Source organism: Achromobacter sp. JD-1 (genome assembly GCF_038594925.1).
Classification (GTDB): Bacteria; Pseudomonadota; Gammaproteobacteria; order Burkholderiales; family Burkholderiaceae_B; genus Achromobacter; species Achromobacter spanius_C.
In genome coordinates this window covers 82,508-98,765 of record NZ_JBCGCS010000008.1, presented here as the reverse complement: position 1 = coordinate 98,765, position 16,258 = coordinate 82,508, and the positions used below count along the sequence as shown (strand labels likewise).

Genomic DNA, 16,258 nt, shown 5'->3' with positions numbered 1-16,258 from the left:
TGTTCGATGAACGCCTACACAGTGTCCCGACTGGCCCTTGAGGCCGGGGTGAGCGTGCATATCGTGCGCGACTACCTGCTGCGCGGATTGCTGCGGCCAGTCGCCTGCACCACGGGCGGCTACGGCTTGTTCGATGACGCCGCCTTGCAGCGGCTGTGCTTTGTGCGGGCCGCTTTTGAGGCGGGCATCGGCCTGGACGCATTGGCGCGGTTGTGCCGGGCGCTGGATGCGGCGGACTGCGATGAAACAGCCGCACAGCTTGCCGTGCTGAGTCAGTTCGTCGAACGCCGACGCGAAGCGTTGGCCGATCTGGAAGTGCAGTTGGCCGCGATGCCGACCGCGCCGGCCCAGCAAGCGGAGAGTCTGCCATGAACAGCCCCGAGCGCTTGCCGACCGAGACACACAAGCCGTTCACCGGCTACCTGTGGGGTGCGCTGGCGGTGCTCACCTGTCCCTGTCATTTGCCGATTCTCGCCATTGTGCTGGCCGGCACGACGGCCGGCGCGTTCATCGGCGAGCACTGGGGTATTGCAGCCCTCACGCTGACCGGCTTGTTTGTCCTGTCTGTGACGCGGCTGCTGCGGGCCTTCAGAGGTCGATCATGAGCGCTTCCCAGCCAATTGAATGGACAGTGGCGCAACTGGCGCAGGCGGTCGAGCGCGGGCAGCTTGAGCTGCACTACCAGCCGATTGTCGATTTGCGCAGTGAGCAGATTGTCGGCGCGGAAGCCCTGTTGCGCTGGCGTCATCCGACGCTCGGACTGTTGCCGCCGGGCCAGTTCCTGCCCGTGATCGAATCGTCCGGCCTGATGCCGGAAATCGGCGCATGGGTGCTGGGCGCAGCCTGCCGTCAAATGCGCGACTGGCGGGTGCTGGCATGGCAACCGTTCCGGCTGGCCGTCAATGTTTCGGCGAGCCAAGTGGGGCCAGATTTCGACAAGTGGGTAAAGGGCGTGCTGGCCGATGCCGGGTTGCCCGCCGCGTATCTTGAAATTGAGCTGACCGAATCGGTTGCGTTCGGTGATCCGGCGATCTTCCCCGCCCTGGAAGCTTTGCGACAGATCGGTGTGCGCTTCGCCGCCGACGACTTCGGCACCGGCTATTCCTGCCTGCAACACCTGAAATGCTGCCCCATCAGCACGCTCAAGATCGACCAATCGTTTGTCGCCGGACTCGCCAACGACCACCGCGACCAGACCATCGTGCGCACCGTGATTCAGCTTGCGCATGGGCTTGGCATGGAAGTAGTGGCCGAAGGCGTGGAAACATCGGCGAGTCTTGATTTGTTGCGACAAGCGGACTGCGACACAGGACAAGGCTTCCTGTTCGCCAAGCCGATGCCGGCGGCGGCATTCGCCGTCTTCGTCAGTCAATGGAGGGGTGCCACCATGAATGCAAATGATCCGACTGCCACCAGTTGCTGCGTGTGCTGCAAGGAAATCCCGCTCGATGCCGCCTTCACCCCGGAAGGCGCGGAATACGTCGAGCACTTCTGCGGGCTGGAGTGCTATCAGCGCTTCCAGGCGCGCGCCAAGACCGGGAGCGAAACCGATGCCGATCCGAACGCCTGCGACTCATCACTGTCAGACTGAGGCATACCCTATCCTGATGTCAGGAGAAGCCACCCAGCAACGTCAGAATAGAGTTAACTTTTGTGTTTCTTGACACCTGCGGCGAAAGGTCATAGATTTCTTCCTGACACTTTCGTATTTGGAGGTATCTTGCAGGGTCAACGCATCGGCTACGTCCGGGTCAGCAGCTTCGACCAGAACCCGGAGCGGCAACTGGAGCATGTCGAAGTCGGCAGGGTGTTCACCGACAAGGCGTCGGGCAAGGACACCCAGCGGCCCGAGCTTGATTCGCTGCTGGCCTTCGTGCGCGAAGGCGACACCGTGGTGGTTCACAGCATGGATCGCTTGGCGCGCAACCTCGATGACTTGCGCCGCCTCGTACAAAAGCTGACCAAGCGCGGCGTGCGCATCGAGTTCGTCAAGGAAAGCCTGACCTTCACCGGCGAGGATTCACCGATGGCGAACCTGATGCTGTCGGTCATGGGGGCATTCGCCGAATTCGAGCGGGCCTTGATCCGTGAGCGGCAGCGCGAAGGCATCGCGCTCGCTAAGCAACGCGGAGCCTACCGAGGCCGAAAGAAGTCTCTGAGCGGTGAACAGATTGCTGAACTGAAACGGCGCGTCACGGCGGGCGAGCAAAAAGCGAAGCTGGCCCGTGAATTTGGTGTCAGCCGGGAGACCCTGTATCAATACTTGAAATTGGATCAATAAATATGCCTCGTCGTTCCATACTGTCCGCCGCCGAGCGGGAAAGCCTGTTGGCGTTGCCGGACACCAAGGACGACCTAATTCGACATTACACGTTCAGCGATACCGATCTCTCCATCATCCGCCAGCGGCGCGGGCCTGCGAATCGCTTGGGCTTTGCCGTGCAGCTCTGCTACCTGCGCTTTCCCGGAATCTTCCTTGGTGTCGATCAGGCGCCGTCTTTGCCCCTACTGAAACTGGTCGCCGACCAGCTCAAGGTCGGCGTCGAAAGCTGGGACGACTACGGGCAGCGGGAGCAGACCCGGCGCGAGCACCTGGTCGAGCTGCAAACGGTGTTTGGCTTCCAGCCGTTCACCATGAGCCACTACCGGCAGGCCGTGCACACGCTGACCGACCTGGCCATGCAAACCGACAAAGGCATCGTGCTGGCTAGCACCTTGGTTGAGCATCTGCGGCGACAGTCGATCATCCTGCCCGCGCTCAACGCCATCGAGCGCGCTAGCGCCGAGGCCATCACTCGCGCCAACCGGCGCATCTATGACGCCTTGGCCGAACCACTGTCGGACACGCATCGCCGCCGCCTCGACGATCTGCTCAGGCGCCGGGACAACGGCAAGACGACCTGGCTGGCCTGGCTGCGCCAGTCGCCGGTTAAACCGAACTCGCGGCACATGCTGGAACACATCGAACGCCTCAAGGCGTGGCAGGCGCTCGATCTGCCTTCCGGTATCGAGCGGTCGGTGCACCAGAACCGCCTGCTCAAGATCGCCCGTGAGGGTGGCCAGATGACGCCCGCCGACTTAGCCAAGTTCGAGCCGCAACGGCGCTACGCCACCCTCGTGGCGCTGGCCATCGAGGGCATGGCCACGGTCACCGACGAAATCATCGACTTGCACGACCGCATCCTGGGCAAGCTGTTCAACGCCGCCAAGAACAAGCATCAGCAGCAGTTTCAGGCATCCGGCAAGGCGATCAACGCCAAGGTGCGGCTGTTCGGGCGCATCGGCCAGGCGCTGATCGAGGCCAAGCAAGCTGGCCGCGATCCGTTCGCCGCCATCGAGGCCGTCATGTCCTGGGATGCCTTCGCCGAAAGCGTCACCGAGGCGCAGAAGCTCGCTCAGCCCGATGACTTCGATTTCCTGCACCGCATCGGCGAAAGTTACGCCACCTTGCGCCGCTACGCGCCGGAATTCCTTGCCGTGCTCAAGCTGCGGGCCGCACCCGCCGCCAAGAACGTGCTCGATGCCATCGAGGTACTGCGTGGCATGAACACCGACAACGCCCGCAAAGTGCCTGCCGATGCCCCGACCGACTTCATCAAGCCGCGCTGGCAGAAGCTGGTGATGACTGACGCGGGTATCGACCGGCGCTACTACGAGCTGTGCGCGCTGTCCGAGCTGAAGAACTCGCTGCGCTCGGGCGACATCTGGGTGCAGGGATCGCGCCAGTTCAAGGACTTCGAGGACTACCTGGTGCCGCCCGCGAAGTTCGCCAGCCTCAAGCAGTCCAGCGCATTGCCGCTGGCCGTGGCCACCGACTGCGACCAGTACCTGCACGACCGCCTGACGCTGCTTGAAGCGCAGCTTGCCACGGTCAACCGCATGGCAGCGGCCAACGACCTGCCGAATGCGATCATCACCGAGTCGGGCCTGAAGATCACGCCGCTGGATGCGGCGGTACCCGACACCGCGCAGGCGCTGATCGACCAGACAGCCATGATCCTGCCACACGTCAAGATCACCGAACTGCTGTTCGAAGTCGATGAGTGGACGGGCTTCACCCGCCACTTCACGCACCTGAAATCGGGCGATCTGGCCAAGGACAAAAATCTGCTGTTGACCACCATCCTGGCCGACGCGATCAACCTGGGCCTGACCAAGATGGCCGAGTCCTGCCCCGGCACGACCTACGCCAAGCTCGCCTGGCTACAAGCCTGGCATACCCGCGACGAAACCTATTCGACAGCGCTGGCCGAGTTGGTGAACGCCCAATTCCGGCATCCCTTCGCCGAACACTGGGGCGACGGCACCACGTCATCGTCGGACGGCCAGAACTTCCGAACCGGGAGCAAGGCCGAGAGTACCGGTCACATCAACCCGAAATATGGCAGCAGCCCTGGGCGAACCTTCTACACCCATATATCCGACCAGTACGCGCCGTTCCACACCAAGGTGGTCAATGTCGGCGTGCGCGACTCGACCTATGTACTTGACGGCCTGCTGTACCACGAGTCCGACCTGCGCATCGAGGAACACTACACCGACACGGCAGGCTTCACCGATCACGTCTTTGCCCTGATGCATCTCCTGGGCTTCCGCTTTGCGCCGCGCATCCGTGACCTGGGCGACACCAAGCTGTTCATCCCCAAGGGGGATACCGCCTATGACGCGCTCAAACCGATGATTAGCAGCGACAGGCTGAACATCAAGGCTATTCGTGCCCACTGGGATGAAATTCTGCGGCTGGCGACCTCGATCAAGCAGGGCACGGTGACAGCCTCGCTGATGCTTCGGAAACTCGGCAGCTATCCGCGCCAGAACGGCTTAGCCATCGCCCTGCGCGAGCTGGGGCGCATCGAACGCACGCTGTTCATCCTGGACTGGTTGCAAAGCGTGGAGCTGCGCCGCCGCGTCCACGCTGGACTGAACAAGGGCGAAGCGCGCAACGCGCTGGCCCGCGCCGTATTCTTCAACCGTCTGGGCGAAATCCGCGACCGCAGCTTCGAGCAGCAGCGCTACCGGGCCAGCGGCCTCAACCTGGTGACGGCGGCCGTCGTGTTGTGGAACACGGTCTATCTGGAGCGCGCAGCACATGCGTTGCGTGGCAACGGGCATGCTGTCGATGACGCGCTATTGCAATACCTGTCGCCGCTCGGCTGGGAACACATCAACCTGACCGGCGATTACCTCTGGCGCAGCAGCGCCAAGATCGGCGCGGGCAAGTTCAGGCCGCTACGACCGTTGCAACCGGCTTAGCGTGCTTTATTTTCCGTTTTCTGAGGCGACCCCCTGTTTATGGGTGCCACTATAAAGATTCCAATGATGTCAAGGTCAAGCGTTTGATCGCACGGGGTTGATCGGGCTCAGCCCAGCCTGCCCAAGGCGGGGAAAGTCAGCAGTAGCCAGATGGCGAAACGGGCCAGTTGGCCCGTAGCGATGGCCCATCCCATCACGATCAGGATCAGGCCGGTCAGGATCCGCAAGATCCGGCCGGCGCGCTTCAGGGCCTGCATGCGGCGCAGGAAGGGGCTCATGAACCAGGCGGCCGCTAAAAAGGGGACGCCTAGCCCCAGCGCATAGACCGCCAGCAGGGCCACACCTTGCCCGACGCTGGCCGATGTCGCGCCCAGCGCCAGGATGCTGGCCAGGATGGGCCCGATGCAGGGCGTCCAGCCGAATCCGAAGGTTAGGCCCAGGACCAGGGCGTTGCCGGGGCTGCCCTGGCCCGCCGGATCGATCCGATAGTAGCGCTGGGCCCAGGCGGGCAGGCGCAGCACGCCCAGGAGCATGAAGCCGGCCAGCGCAATGATCGCGCCGGTGGCAAGGTTCAGTTCGTAGCGGTACGACAGCAGCAGGCGGCTCAAGGCCGTTATGCTGGCGCCGAATACGACGAAGACGGCCGAAAAGCCGAGCACGAAGCAGGCCGCCAGGCCCAGCATGCGCCAGCGCAGGGCGCGGGCGTCGGCTGCGGACGTTCCGGATCCGCCCGCGATATAGGACAGGTAGCCCGGCACCAGAGGCAGCACGCAAGGTGACAGGAACGACGCTGTCCCGGCGACGAAGGCGGTCGCGAATCCGATGAGGGACAGGTCAAGCATGGCGGTCCGCGGCGTTCATGGCGCGGCGCCTTCGCGCAGGCGCTGGCGGGCCAGCGCGATACCTTCGCTGACGGTGCTCGCCATGTCGCTGCCGGCGCGCAGCCTGGCCAGCAGCCGCTGCCAGAAATCGATGGCCGCCGCGAAGTCGCGCTGGTCGAATCGGCTTGCGCCCGCCAGCATCAGGGCCAGCGGCTCTTCGGGATTGAGGTCCAGGGCGCGCCGCAGCAGTTGGTCCGGCAGGCCGCCGAAGCCCCGGGTTGCGCTGATCACCAGGGATTCGGCGTACTCGGCCAGCGCCGCCGGGTTGCCGTCCACTGCCGGCGCGGCCTTGGCAAAGGCCTGGGCGGCGTCGGCATGCCTGCCGAAGTAGCGGTGGGACCGGGCCAGCATCAGCCATCCCTGATAGTCGTCGGGGTTGTCGGCCAGCCTGGCTTCCAATTTGGCCACCATGGCCTGGATGTCGGCGGCGCTCTCCTCGGACCGCGCGGCTGGCGCCGGGGGCGGCGCGATGGCGGTGGGGTTGCCGAGCGCCACGTAGGCAAGGATGGAGGCCAGCGGCAGCGCGATGGCGAGGCCCACGGGCAGCAGGCGGCCGCGGCGCGGCGCGGCGCCATGCCGTTGCGCCTCTGCGGCTCCTTCCAGCGCCAGCCGCTGCAGTTCGCCGCGCGCTTCCACGAAAGCCTCCTGCGACAAGATGCCGTTCGCGCGGTCTCGCTCAAGTTCCTGCAATTGGTCGCGCAGCACCGCCACGTTCGCCGCCTGGCGTTTGTCCGCGGCGCTGGCGGCGGGCGTGCGCCGCAGCGCGGCGATCAGCCATGCCGTGACCGCGGCGGCCATCAGAGCGGCCGACAGATAGAAGAGTTGCATCATGTTCCGGGTCCTTATTCAGCTTTGACGCCCAGCAGGGCGTCGGCGGCCTGGCGCTCCTGGGGCGTCAGGGCAGGGCGCTCGTGGCGGCTTTTGCGCCGTCGCAGCGTCAGCGCCAGGACGGCAAGCCCGCCCGCCAACAGCGCGGCCGGACCGAACCAGAGCAGCAGCGTGGCCGCTTTCAGGCGCGGCCGGTACAGGATGAAGTCGCCGTATCGGGCCTCCATGTAGGCCAGGATCTCGGCTTCCGTCTTGCCGGCATCCAGCTGCTGGCGGATCTGGCGGCGCAGGTCGACCGCCAGGTCGGCGCGCGACGCGGCGATGGATTCGTTCTGGCAGACCAGGCAGCGCAGTTCCGCGGCGATCTCGATCACGCGGCGGTCCTCGGGCGAGCCGTGGGCGCCGTGGGCGTAGCTCAGCGTCAGTGATAGCGCCAATGCGCGCAGGGCGGTCCTCATTGCAGCTTCCGGATCAGCGGCAGCAGGGTGTCGCGCAGGGACTCCCGCGTCACCGGGCCGATGTGCTTGTAGCGGATGATCCCGGCCTTGTCGATGACGAAGGTTTCCGGCACGCCATAGACCCCGTAGTCGATGCCGACCTTGCCGTCGGTATCGGACACGGATTTTTCGTAGGAATCGCCGTTGCGCGCCAGCCAAGCGATGGCCTCGGCCCGGATGTCCTTGTAATTGAGGCCGATGACCGGCACGCCGTGCTGCGACGACAACTCCTGGATGTAGGCATGTTCCGTCAGGCAGGCATAGCACCAGGACGCCCAGACGTTCAGCACCCATACCCGGTCTTTCATGCTTTCGGGCGTGAAGGTCTTTTGCGGCTCATGCAGTTCGGGCAGGGCAAAGGCCGGCGCGGGCTTGTCGATCAGCGGCGACGGCACTTCGGCGGGATTGAGCGTCAGGCCTATTCCCAGAAAGAACACCAGCACCACGAAGCCCGCCAGGGGCCAGATGAAACGGCTCATGGCCTGGCCTCCGCCCGCAGGTCCGGTCGCGCGCGATGCGCCTGTTTCTCTCGCCGCTTCAGGCGGTAGCGCGGATCGCACACGGCCAGCAGTCCGCCCAGGGCCATGAGGATGCAGCCGCCCCAGATCCAGTCCACGAAGGGCTTGTAGTACAGGCGCACGCTCCAGGCGCCGTGCTCCATGGGTTCGCCCAGGGCGGCATAGACGTGGCGCAGACCGTTGGCGGCGATGGCTGCTTCCGTCATCGGCAGCGCCGAGGACGCGTAGGTGCGCTTCTCGGGATGCAGGTCGCGCAGGTGCCGTTCGCCGCGGTAGAGCGCGAAGGTGCCTATCTCGGATTCGTAGTTCGGGCCCTGCAGGCGGTCCACGCCCTTGAACTCGACGCGGTACGAGGACACCGGCGCGCTTTCTCCGGGCCGCATCAACAGGTCCTGCTCGGTCTCATAGCTGCCCACCAGCGCGACCCCGGCGACGAACGTGGCCACGCCGAGGTGGGCCAGGTGCATGCCCAGCCAGCTGCGGGGCTGGCGCCACCAGCGGTCCCGGGTCGCGCGCAGGCGCTTGACGACGTCCACGCCGATGGCGCTCGCCAGCCAGACGGCCAGTCCTATCCCCAGCGCCGCGCCTGCGGACCAGCGGCCGAACAACAAAGGCGCGCCCGCGCCGGCCAACACTGCCAGCGCCGCGGGAATCGCCAGGCGCTTGAGCAGGCCGACGGCATCGGCCGACTTCCAGTTGGCGATGGGGCCGACGGCCATGAGCAGCAGCGCGGGCACCATCAGGGGCACGAATACCGCATTGAAATAGGGCGGTCCCACCGACAGCTTGCCCAGGCCCAGTGCGTCGATGAAGAGGGGATACAGCGTACCCAGCAGCACGGTCGCGGCGGCGACCGCGAGCAGCACGTTGTTGACCAGCAATAGCGATTCCCGCGACACGAACGCGAACTGGCCGCCGTGGCCGATCCTGGGCGCGCGCAAGGCGTACAGGAACAGCGAGCTACCCACGACAGCGGTGAACAGCGCCAGAATGAATACGCCGCGCGTCGGGTCCGTCGCGAACGCATGCACCGAGGTCAGCACGCCCGAACGCACCAGGAACGCGCCCAGCAGGGACAGCGCAAAGGTGCCGATCGCCAGCAGCACGGTCCAGCTCTTGAAGCCGCCGCGCTTTTCGGTCACGGCCAGCGAATGGATCAACGCCGTGCCGGCCAGCCAGGGGATGAAGGAGGAATTCTCCACCGGATCCCAGAACCACCAGCCGCCCCAGCCCAGCTCGTAATAGGCCCACCAGCTACCGATAGCGATCCCCAGGGTCAGGAACAGCCAGGCCGCGGTGGTCCACGGGCGCGACCAGCGGGCCCAGACCGCGTCGAGATTGCCGGACAGCAGCGCGGCGATGGCGAACGCGAACGCAACCGAGAACCCCACGTAGCCCATGTACAGCAGCGGTGGGTGGAAGATCAGGCCGATGTCCTGCAGCAGCGTGTTCAGGTCCAACCCGTCGGCCGGGGCCGGGACCAGGCGCTCGAACGGATTCGAGGTCAGCAGCACGAACAGCAGGAAGCCCGCGCTGATCAACCCCAGCACGCCCAGCACCCGGGCGACCATGGCGTCGGGCAATTGCCGCGAAAACAGGCTGACCGCGCAGGCCCAGCCCGTCTGCATGAACATCCACAGCAGCAGCGAGCCTTCATGTCCGCCCCAGGTCGCCGCGATGCGGTAGAAAAAGGGCAATTGCGAATTCGAGTTCTGGGCCACATAGGCTACCGAATAGTCCTTGGCCGCGAAGGACCAGGCCAGGGCCGCCAGGCTGAAGGACACCAGCAGGAACTGGATCTGCGCGGCGGGCCGCGCCATGGCGATCCAGTAGGGTCGGTCCAGCGCCGCGCCGCGCAGCGCGACATAGCCTTGCGCCAGCGCGACGAACAGCGTCAGGATCAGGGCGAAATGAGCGAGTTCGGGAATCATCGGGGGCGGGCCTCCTGGGGCGGGGACTTGGGCGCGGCCTGATCGATCGCGTGCTGCGCTTCGGGCGGCAGGTAGTTCTCGTCATGCTTGGCCAGCACCTCCTCGGCCTGGAACCAGCCGTTGCCGTCCAGCCGTCCCTGCGCCACAACGCCCTTTCCTTCGCTGAACAGGTCCGGCAGGATGCCGTCGTAGGCCACGGGCACCCTGTGGGCGGTGTCGGTCACGACGAAGCGGACGGTCAACGCGCCGGGCGTGCGTTGCACGCTGCCGCCCTCCACCATGCCGCCCACGCGGAACGTGCGTCCCGCCGGAACCTCGTTGTTGCTGACCTGGGTGGGCGTGAAGAAGAAAACGAGATTGCTCTGAAAGGCGTTCAACACCAGGGCGCTTGCGGCGCCCAGGGACGCTAGTCCGCCCAGGACCAGCCCCAAGCGCCGTGTCCGCTTAGTCATTGCAGGCCTCCTCGAATTCCGCGGCGGGGCGCGGACCCGCCAGCATCGCGCGGCGGCGGCGCGCGAGCAGCAGTTGCTCGCCGCTCAGCAAGATCGCCGTCATCAGCAGCGATCCCCAGACATAGACCGCATACCCACCCATGGAGAGGAACTCGCCGAGACTAGACCAATGCATCATTCGCCACTCCATTGTTCGTGGATCCAGGCCGCGTGCCGCTCGCGCTCGAGCACGATGCAGCGCAGGCGCGCCAGCGCCGTCGCGATGCTGTATATCCATGCGGCCAGGGACATCAGCAGCATGCCGGCCAGCATGATTCCGGCCATGCTGGGCGCCGCGGTCAGGGAGACCGACGCGCCCTGGTGCAAGGTGCTCCACCATTGCACCGAGAAATAGATGACGGGGACATTGACCACGCCGGCCAGCACCAGCACCGATCCCGCGCGGTCGCCGCGCTGCGGATCGTCGATGGCGGCTTTCAACGCGATGTAGCCCGCGTACAGGAAAAGCAGGATCAATTCCGATGTCAGCCTCGCGTCCCAGACCCACCAAGCGCCCCACATGGGCTTGCCCCATAGCGCACCGGTCCACAGGGAAAGAAACGTGAACAGCGCGCCGGTCGGCGCCAGCGCGGCAACCATCATGGCCGAGAGCCTGCTGTTGAAAACCAGATGGATCAGCGCCCAAAACGCCATCGCCAGATACACGAACATCGACATCCAGGAGACCGGGACGTGGAGGAAAATGATGCGGTAGCCCTGGCCCTGCTGGGCGTCCGCGGGCGCGGCAAGAAAGCCGACATAGAGGCCCGCCGCCGCCAACAGGGCGGCAGCCGTCGCGAACCAGGGAATCGCCTTTCCGGCCAGCGGATAGAAAGCCTTGGGCGAGGCATAGTGAAACCAGCGGATCATGGGTTCCTCATTCCAGTGAGAGGCGTATCGCGGCGGCCGTGGCCAGCGGCGCGAAGAACAGGGACCTTGCCAGCACGGCGCCCAGCAGCGACAGGTGCGCATTCGCGCCGAGGCCGCTTTGGGCCGCCTGCACCGCGCCGGCGCCGAATACGAGGATGGGAATGAAGAGGGGCAGGACCAGCAGGGCCAGCAAGGCCCCGCCGCCGCGCGCGGTCAAGGTGAGCGCGGCGCCGATGGCGCCGATCAGGCCGAGCGCGGGCGTGCCGATGGCCAGGCCCAAAGTCAGTATCAGAAGGGCAGAGGCGTCCAGTCCGAATTGCAATCCCAGCGCCGGCGCCAGCAAGGTCAGCGGCAGCCCGGATACCAGCCAGTGCGCCGCGACCTTGCCCAGCACGACCAGCTGCAAGGGCGCGGCGGACAGCATCAGTTGTTCTAGCGAACCGTCGCGATTGTCCTGTTCGAACAGGCGACCCAGCGACAGCAGACAGGACAGCAAGGCCATCACCCAGAGCACGCCCCGGCGCGATGGCGCGCAGCGTTTCCCGCTCGGGACCGACGGCCAGCGGGAACAGGCTTGTGGCAACCAGGAAGAAGCCCAGCGGGGTCAAGGCATCGCTTGCGCGCCGTTGCGCGATGCGCAGGTCGCGCAGCGCAACGCCTGCCAGCAATTTCGGCATGGAATGCATGCGCTAGGGTTCAAGCCGGATCTGCTTGTGCGCATGGTCCAGCGCGATCTCCTGGTGGCTCGTCGCCACGATCGCGCCGCCTTCGCGCAGATGGCGATCCATGGCGCGCGCAAGCCAGGCATGGGCCGTGGCGTCCAGGGCGGTCACGGGTTCGTCTAGGATCCAGAGCGGCCGGAACGTCGCAAGGAGGCGGGCGAGGGCGGCGCGCCTTTTCTGGCCGGCCGACAAGGCACGAACCGGAAGATGTTCCTTGCCTTCGAGGCCAGTGTCGCGCAGCGCGCAGGCAATGGCTGCAGGACGGTGCGCGTCTCCGCTTGCGCTTTGCAGTGCCCGCAGATTCTCGGCAGCGCTGAGTTCGCCATTGAGGCCATCGGCATGGCCCACATAGAAGAACTGGCCGCGATAGCCGCTGCCCGACTGCGAGATGCCGAGTCCCTGCCAGAGCACCTTGCCGCGGGCGGGCCGCGTCAAGCCTGCCAGGATGCGCAGCAGGCTGGTCTTGCCGCTGCCATTGCGTCCGCGGACGAACAGGCATTCGCCGGGCGCCACATGCAGCGCCAGCGCCTTGAACAGCGGACGTTCCGCGCGCATGCAACCCAGATCCATCGCTTCAAGCATTGTCGCCTCGCCGCCGTGTGGAAAAAGGGGCCACTATAGAGAGGCGCGTGTGACCGTCACTTGCTGGAGGTTTACATTCCTGTAATGTTCAGGCGAAAACGGCCGTGGATCAGTACAGATCGCGCGAAAGCGGGCAGAGCAGGAGAAAAAGTTCTGATCGGCGCCGCGTGTCGCGGCGCCGGCGCTGTTTAGAACCAGATGCGCACGCCCGCCAGGATCGCGCGTTCGGAACGGCTTTCTCCCGCTTCGCTCGCGTAGCTCGCGGTCTTGCCGAACTTGCGGCCGAACGAGACCCCGACATAAGGGGCGAACTCGCGCGTCACTTCGTAGCGCAGCCGCAAGGAGAACGACGCGTCGGACAGGCCGGAACCCACGCCGCGCGCCTCGTCGTTCTTGCCATACAGGCTGGCTTCGATCTCGGGTGTGAGGATCAGGCGCTGCGTGAGCAGCAAGTCGTACTCAGCCTTCAACGCCAGCGCGGTCCTGCCGGAGCCGCCGACATAGCCGGTGATCTCGGTCTCGATGCCGTAGGGCGCCACGCCCTGCACACCGAACGCGGCCCAGTTGCGCTTCGGACCCGTGCCGAAATCGCGCCGTGCACCCAGCTGCAAATCCCAGAACGGCGAGATTGTGGGGCTCCAGAAGGCTTCAATCTTGGCGTCCGTGCTGCCGTTGAGACGGTCGCCTTCGCTCTTGATCCACAGCTTGTTTAGATCGCGGCCGATCCAGAACTGGCCGTCCCATTGCAGGCTGGTCTGCTCGTTGCGGTCGTAGGCCATACCGAGCTTGTCGAATAGCAGATGGCTGGTGACCACGTTGTCCATCATGTGTGGATGGATGCGGTAGGCGGCGTAGCGCTGTTCAATGCTGCCGTCGCTGGAGGGCAGGGATCCCACCGGCGGGCCGTTGCGCGAGGGTTCACCCATGCCGGGCATCGGACTGTGGTCCATGCCGGGCATCGAACTGTGATCCATGCCTTGCATCGAGCCGTGGTCCATGCGCTTCTTCGAAGCCGGAGTCTTGTCCTGCATGGAGCCGTGATTCATGCCCTTCTTTGACGCCGGAGCCGAGCCTTGCATCGAACTGTGATCCATGCCGTGCATCGAGCTATGGTCCATGCCATTAATCGTTCCGGCCGGCGTCTGCGCCAGGGCCAGTCCGGACGCGGCGGAAAGGAGGGCGGTGCCCGCGACGAGGCCGGGCCAGTTCTTTCTGGAAGTCGTTGTTCTCATTATTCCCCCTATTCCACGACGACCGCGCGGAACATGCCGGCCTCCATGTGGAACAGCAAGTGGCAGTGATAGGCCCAGTTTCCGCGCGCGTCCGCGCTGACGCGGTAGCTCAGGCGCTGCGCCGGGTTCAGGCTGATCGTGTGCTTGCGCACCTGGAAATTGCCGTCGGCGGACTCGAGGTCGCTCCACAATCCATGCAGGTGGATGGGGTGGGTCATCATGGTGTCGTTGACCAGCACAAAGCGCACGCGCTCGCCGTAATTGAGCACGATGGGCTTGGCCTCGGTGAACTTCAGTCCGTTGAACGACCACATGTAGCGGTCCATGTTGCCGGTCAGGTGCAGCTCGATCTCGCGGGTCGGCGGGCGGTTGTCCGCTGGCTCGACCATGGAGTGGAGGTCGGCGTAGGTAAGTACCCGGCGGCCGTTGTTGCGCAAGCCCACGCCGGGGTCGTCCAGCCGGGTCGAGACGACATCGGGCACCATGGAGTTGGCCGGGCTGTGCTCGGCCGGGTAGGGATGCTTGACCTCGACCATGCCGCCTTCGTTGGCGCCCGCACCGCCAGACATTGCGCCATGGTTCATGCCGGCATGATTCATGCCCGCCATGCCTGCCATTCCAGCCATGCCGGCGTGGTTCATGCCTCCCGCGGCCCCATGGTTCATGCCGCCCTGGGCTCCAGGGCTCATCGCGCCCTGGGCGCCGTGGTCCATCCCGCCGGCCGACGCTCCGCCCATGTCCATGCCGGGCATGTCGTGCGCCATGCCCATGTCCATCATGGTCAGCACCTGCACCGCGTCCAGGGCCGGGATCTCGGCCTGCATGCCCTCGCGCGGCGCCAGCGTGGCGCGGGCGTAGCCTGAACGGTCCATGGCCTGCGAGAAGATCGTGTAGGCGCGCTCGTCCTGCGGCTCGACGATGACGTCATAGGTTTCGGCAACGGCGATGCGGAACTCTTCCACCTCCACGGGCCGGATGGCCAGGCCGTCAGCCGCCACCACCGTCATCTTCAGGCCGGGGATGCGCACGTCGAAGTAGGTCATGGCCGACCCGTTGATGAAGCGCAGGCGGATCTGCTCGCCCGGTCGGAACAGGCCGGTCCAGTTGCCCGCCGGGGATTTGCCGTTGGTGAGGAAGGTGTAGGTGGCGCCCGAGACGTCGGCCAGATCGGTCTGGTTCATGCGCATCTTCTGCCACATCAGGCGTTCGTTCAGCGCATTCTTCCAGCCGGACTTCTCCGCGTCGTCCATCAGGCTGCCGACGGTGGGCTGGATGTAGTTGTAGTAGTCGGGCATCACCTTGAGCTTGCGGAATACGCTCATGGGATCTTCATCGGTCCAGTCCGACAGCAGCACGACATAGTCGCGGTCGGCCCGCACTGGGTCCGGGCGCTTGGGGTCGATGACGATGGCGCCGTACAGCCCCGTCTGCTCCTGGAAGCCGGAATGGCTGTGATACCAGTACGTGCCGCTCTGGCCCACGTCGAACTGGTAGGTAAAGGTCTCGCCGGGGGCGATGCCGGGAAAGCTCAGGCCGGGGACGCCGTCCATGCCGGTGGGCAGGATGATGCCGTGCCAGTGGATCGAGGTGTCCTCGCTTAGGCGGTTGGTGACGCGCAAGGTGACGCGGTCGCCTTCGCGCCAGCGCAAGGTGGGCGCCGGCAGCATGCCGTTGACCGTGGTCGCGATGCGGGGAGCACCGGTGAAATTGGCGGGGCTCTCGCCGATCTCCAGATTGAACTCGGTGCCCGACAGCACGCTCTGCCGGCCCGCGCCGGCCTGCGCCCACGCGGACGGACCCCACAGGCCCATACCGGCCAGCGCGCCGCCCGTGGCCAGGCCTTGCACGAACCGGCGGCGCGGATTCGAAACTGCTCTACTCATGCTCTATCTCCCCGGTAGCCGGACCGGCGTCCCGGCAGTGGATTATTTGACGGAAACCGCGCCCTTCATGCCGGCGGGATAGTGTCCGGGCTCGAGGCAGGCGAAGGCGACCGTTCCCGCCTTGTCGAACGTCCAGACGATGTCGCCGGCCTTGCCCGCTTCCAGGGAAACGGAGTTCGGCTCTTCATGGCGCATACCCGGATCCTTGAGCATCATCTGGTAGTGGCCGTCCAGGTCCGCGGGGGTGCCCAGCACCATTTCGTGGCGGATCTTGCCCGAGTTGCTGACCTTGAAGCGGATGGTCTCGCCCGCCTTGACGTCGATCTTGTCCGGTGTGAAGCGCATCGCGTCCGTCATGTCGACGGCGACCGTGCGCGAGACCTTGGCAGGGTTGCCGGGCTTGCCGATGCTGGCGACGGCATCATGGCCGCCGCCGTGGCCGGGGGCGGCCATGGCTCCGAAGGAAAGCAAAAAGGCGCCCGCAGCGATGGCGCCTTGCGCCAGGTTCACCAGTTTTTTCATGCGTATCCTCTAGACTCGAATTGGGGGTAGGAGGCGCCACTTTAGTGA

17 protein-coding genes and 1 pseudogene are annotated in these 16,258 nt (G+C 65.5%); 5 read left to right on the top strand and 13 right to left on the bottom strand.

Annotated elements, in window-relative coordinates; translation table 11 throughout:
• The first annotated feature begins 6 nt into the window (after nucleotides 1-6).
• The 5 genes from merD (at nucleotide 7) to WBR68_RS14510 (ending at nucleotide 5,253) form a co-directional block, all read left to right on the top strand.
• Nucleotides 7-372: a mercury resistance co-regulator MerD gene (merD, locus tag WBR68_RS14535; RefSeq protein WP_003090698.1), complete on the top strand. Its 366-nt coding sequence runs from the start codon at nucleotides 7-9 to the stop codon at nucleotides 370-372.
• A complete protein-coding gene (gene merE / locus WBR68_RS14530; protein ID WP_003090697.1) occupies nucleotides 369-605 on the top strand; it encodes a broad-spectrum mercury transporter MerE in 237 nt (78 codons plus the stop codon). The genes merD and merE overlap by 4 nt, the downstream gene beginning before the upstream one ends.
• On the top strand, nucleotides 602-1,591 hold the full coding sequence (locus WBR68_RS14525; RefSeq protein WP_001276635.1) for a DUF3330 domain-containing protein: 990 nt from the start codon (nucleotides 602-604) through the stop codon (nucleotides 1,589-1,591). The genes merE and WBR68_RS14525 overlap by 4 nt, the downstream gene beginning before the upstream one ends.
• A 129-nt stretch (nucleotides 1,592-1,720) precedes the next feature.
• Nucleotides 1,721-2,281: a recombinase family protein gene (locus WBR68_RS14515; RefSeq protein ID WP_003055107.1), complete on the top strand. Its 561-nt coding sequence runs from the start codon at nucleotides 1,721-1,723 to the stop codon at nucleotides 2,279-2,281.
• 2 nt (nucleotides 2,282-2,283) lie between these two features.
• Nucleotides 2,284-5,253, top strand: a complete 2,970-nt coding sequence (locus WBR68_RS14510; RefSeq protein ID WP_230694597.1) for a Tn3 family transposase — start codon at nucleotides 2,284-2,286, stop codon at nucleotides 5,251-5,253.
• Nucleotides 5,254-5,360: 107 nt separating this feature from the next.
• Here the strand turns inward: WBR68_RS14510 and WBR68_RS14505 are convergent, their stop codons facing one another.
• From WBR68_RS14505 to WBR68_RS14445, 13 genes and pseudogenes are all read right to left on the bottom strand, one after another.
• The gene (locus tag WBR68_RS14505) at nucleotides 5,361-6,095 is read right to left on the bottom strand and encodes a cytochrome c biogenesis CcdA family protein (protein ID WP_230694596.1); all 735 of its coding nucleotides are present in this window, start codon (nucleotides 6,093-6,095) and stop codon (nucleotides 5,361-5,363) included.
• Nucleotides 6,096-6,110: 15 nt separating this feature from the next.
• Nucleotides 6,111-6,965 carry a c-type cytochrome biogenesis protein CcmI gene (gene ccmI, locus WBR68_RS14500; RefSeq protein WP_033470870.1) on the bottom strand — a complete coding sequence of 285 codons (855 nt, stop codon included), beginning with the start codon at nucleotides 6,963-6,965 and terminating at the stop codon, nucleotides 6,111-6,113.
• An 11-nt stretch (nucleotides 6,966-6,976) separates the two neighbouring features.
• Nucleotides 6,977-7,420, bottom strand: coding sequence for a cytochrome c-type biogenesis protein (locus tag WBR68_RS14495; RefSeq protein WP_033470873.1), 444 nt, complete (start codon nucleotides 7,418-7,420; stop codon nucleotides 6,977-6,979).
• The gene (locus tag WBR68_RS14490) at nucleotides 7,417-7,938 is read right to left on the bottom strand and encodes a DsbE family thiol:disulfide interchange protein (protein WP_033470876.1); all 522 of its coding nucleotides are present in this window, start codon (nucleotides 7,936-7,938) and stop codon (nucleotides 7,417-7,419) included. Before WBR68_RS14490 ends, WBR68_RS14495 begins: the two co-directional genes overlap by 4 nt.
• Entirely contained in the window at nucleotides 7,935-9,908 is a 1,974-nt protein-coding gene (locus WBR68_RS14485; protein ID WP_230694595.1) for a heme lyase CcmF/NrfE family subunit, read from the bottom strand. Before WBR68_RS14485 ends, WBR68_RS14490 begins: the two co-directional genes overlap by 4 nt.
• The gene (gene ccmE, locus WBR68_RS14480) at nucleotides 9,905-10,360 is read right to left on the bottom strand and encodes a cytochrome c maturation protein CcmE (RefSeq protein ID WP_033470882.1); all 456 of its coding nucleotides are present in this window, start codon (nucleotides 10,358-10,360) and stop codon (nucleotides 9,905-9,907) included. Before ccmE ends, WBR68_RS14485 begins: the two co-directional genes overlap by 4 nt.
• The gene (gene ccmD / locus WBR68_RS14475) at nucleotides 10,353-10,538 is read right to left on the bottom strand and encodes a heme exporter protein CcmD (protein ID WP_033470884.1); all 186 of its coding nucleotides are present in this window, start codon (nucleotides 10,536-10,538) and stop codon (nucleotides 10,353-10,355) included. Before ccmD ends, ccmE begins: the two co-directional genes overlap by 8 nt.
• A complete protein-coding gene (gene ccmC, locus WBR68_RS14470; protein WP_033470886.1) occupies nucleotides 10,535-11,269 on the bottom strand; it encodes a heme ABC transporter permease CcmC in 735 nt (244 codons plus the stop codon). Before ccmC ends, ccmD begins: the two co-directional genes overlap by 4 nt.
• A 7-nt stretch (nucleotides 11,270-11,276) precedes the next feature.
• Nucleotides 11,277-11,946, bottom strand: a pseudogene (gene ccmB, locus WBR68_RS14465) (heme exporter protein CcmB).
• A 12-nt stretch (nucleotides 11,947-11,958) separates the two neighbouring features.
• On the bottom strand, nucleotides 11,959-12,573 hold the full coding sequence (gene ccmA, locus WBR68_RS14460) for a cytochrome c biogenesis heme-transporting ATPase CcmA (protein WP_230694594.1): 615 nt from the start codon (nucleotides 12,571-12,573) through the stop codon (nucleotides 11,959-11,961).
• 188 nt (nucleotides 12,574-12,761) lie between these two features.
• The gene (locus WBR68_RS14455) at nucleotides 12,762-13,604 is read right to left on the bottom strand and encodes a copper resistance protein B (RefSeq protein ID WP_033470892.1); all 843 of its coding nucleotides are present in this window, start codon (nucleotides 13,602-13,604) and stop codon (nucleotides 12,762-12,764) included.
• A 209-nt stretch (nucleotides 13,605-13,813) separates the two neighbouring features.
• Nucleotides 13,814-15,688, bottom strand: a complete 1,875-nt coding sequence (locus WBR68_RS14450; protein ID WP_033470895.1) for a copper resistance system multicopper oxidase — start codon at nucleotides 15,686-15,688, stop codon at nucleotides 13,814-13,816.
• A 42-nt stretch (nucleotides 15,689-15,730) separates the two neighbouring features.
• Nucleotides 15,731-16,210: a cupredoxin domain-containing protein gene (locus WBR68_RS14445; RefSeq protein ID WP_033470898.1), complete on the bottom strand. Its 480-nt coding sequence runs from the start codon at nucleotides 16,208-16,210 to the stop codon at nucleotides 15,731-15,733.
• Nucleotides 16,211-16,258 lie beyond the last annotated feature (48 nt).

What these genes read in the sequence shown, in the direction of transcription:
- WBR68_RS14505 (WP_230694596.1), bottom strand. Translation starts at nt 6,095, where the DNA reads ATGCTTGACCTGTCCCTCATCGGATTCGCGACCGCCTTCGTCGCCGGG.
- ccmD (WP_033470884.1), bottom strand. Translation starts at nt 10,538, where the DNA reads ATGATGCATTGGTCTAGTCTCGGCGAGTTCCTCTCCATGGGTGGGTAT.
- merD (WP_003090698.1), top strand. Translation starts at nt 7, where the DNA reads ATGAACGCCTACACAGTGTCCCGACTGGCCCTTGAGGCCGGGGTGAGC.
- WBR68_RS14525 (WP_001276635.1), top strand. Translation starts at nt 602, where the DNA reads ATGAGCGCTTCCCAGCCAATTGAATGGACAGTGGCGCAACTGGCGCAG.
- WBR68_RS14490 (WP_033470876.1), bottom strand. Translation starts at nt 7,938, where the DNA reads ATGAGCCGTTTCATCTGGCCCCTGGCGGGCTTCGTGGTGCTGGTGTTC.
- WBR68_RS14455 (WP_033470892.1), bottom strand. Translation starts at nt 13,604, where the DNA reads ATGCAGGACAAGACTCCGGCTTCGAAGAAGCGCATGGACCACGGCTCG.
- WBR68_RS14495 (WP_033470873.1), bottom strand. Translation starts at nt 7,420, where the DNA reads ATGAGGACCGCCCTGCGCGCATTGGCGCTATCACTGACGCTGAGCTAC.
- WBR68_RS14445 (WP_033470898.1), bottom strand. Translation starts at nt 16,210, where the DNA reads ATGAAAAAACTGGTGAACCTGGCGCAAGGCGCCATCGCTGCGGGCGCC.
- ccmC (WP_033470886.1), bottom strand. Translation starts at nt 11,269, where the DNA reads ATGATCCGCTGGTTTCACTATGCCTCGCCCAAGGCTTTCTATCCGCTG.
- ccmA (WP_230694594.1), bottom strand. Translation starts at nt 12,573, where the DNA reads ATGCTTGAAGCGATGGATCTGGGTTGCATGCGCGCGGAACGTCCGCTG.
- WBR68_RS14485 (WP_230694595.1), bottom strand. Translation starts at nt 9,908, where the DNA reads ATGATTCCCGAACTCGCTCATTTCGCCCTGATCCTGACGCTGTTCGTC.
- ccmE (WP_033470882.1), bottom strand. Translation starts at nt 10,360, where the DNA reads ATGACTAAGCGGACACGGCGCTTGGGGCTGGTCCTGGGCGGACTAGCG.
- WBR68_RS14510 (WP_230694597.1), top strand. Translation starts at nt 2,284, where the DNA reads ATGCCTCGTCGTTCCATACTGTCCGCCGCCGAGCGGGAAAGCCTGTTG.
- ccmI (WP_033470870.1), bottom strand. Translation starts at nt 6,965, where the DNA reads ATGATGCAACTCTTCTATCTGTCGGCCGCTCTGATGGCCGCCGCGGTC.
- WBR68_RS14450 (WP_033470895.1), bottom strand. Translation starts at nt 15,688, where the DNA reads ATGAGTAGAGCAGTTTCGAATCCGCGCCGCCGGTTCGTGCAAGGCCTG.
- merE (WP_003090697.1), top strand. Translation starts at nt 369, where the DNA reads ATGAACAGCCCCGAGCGCTTGCCGACCGAGACACACAAGCCGTTCACC.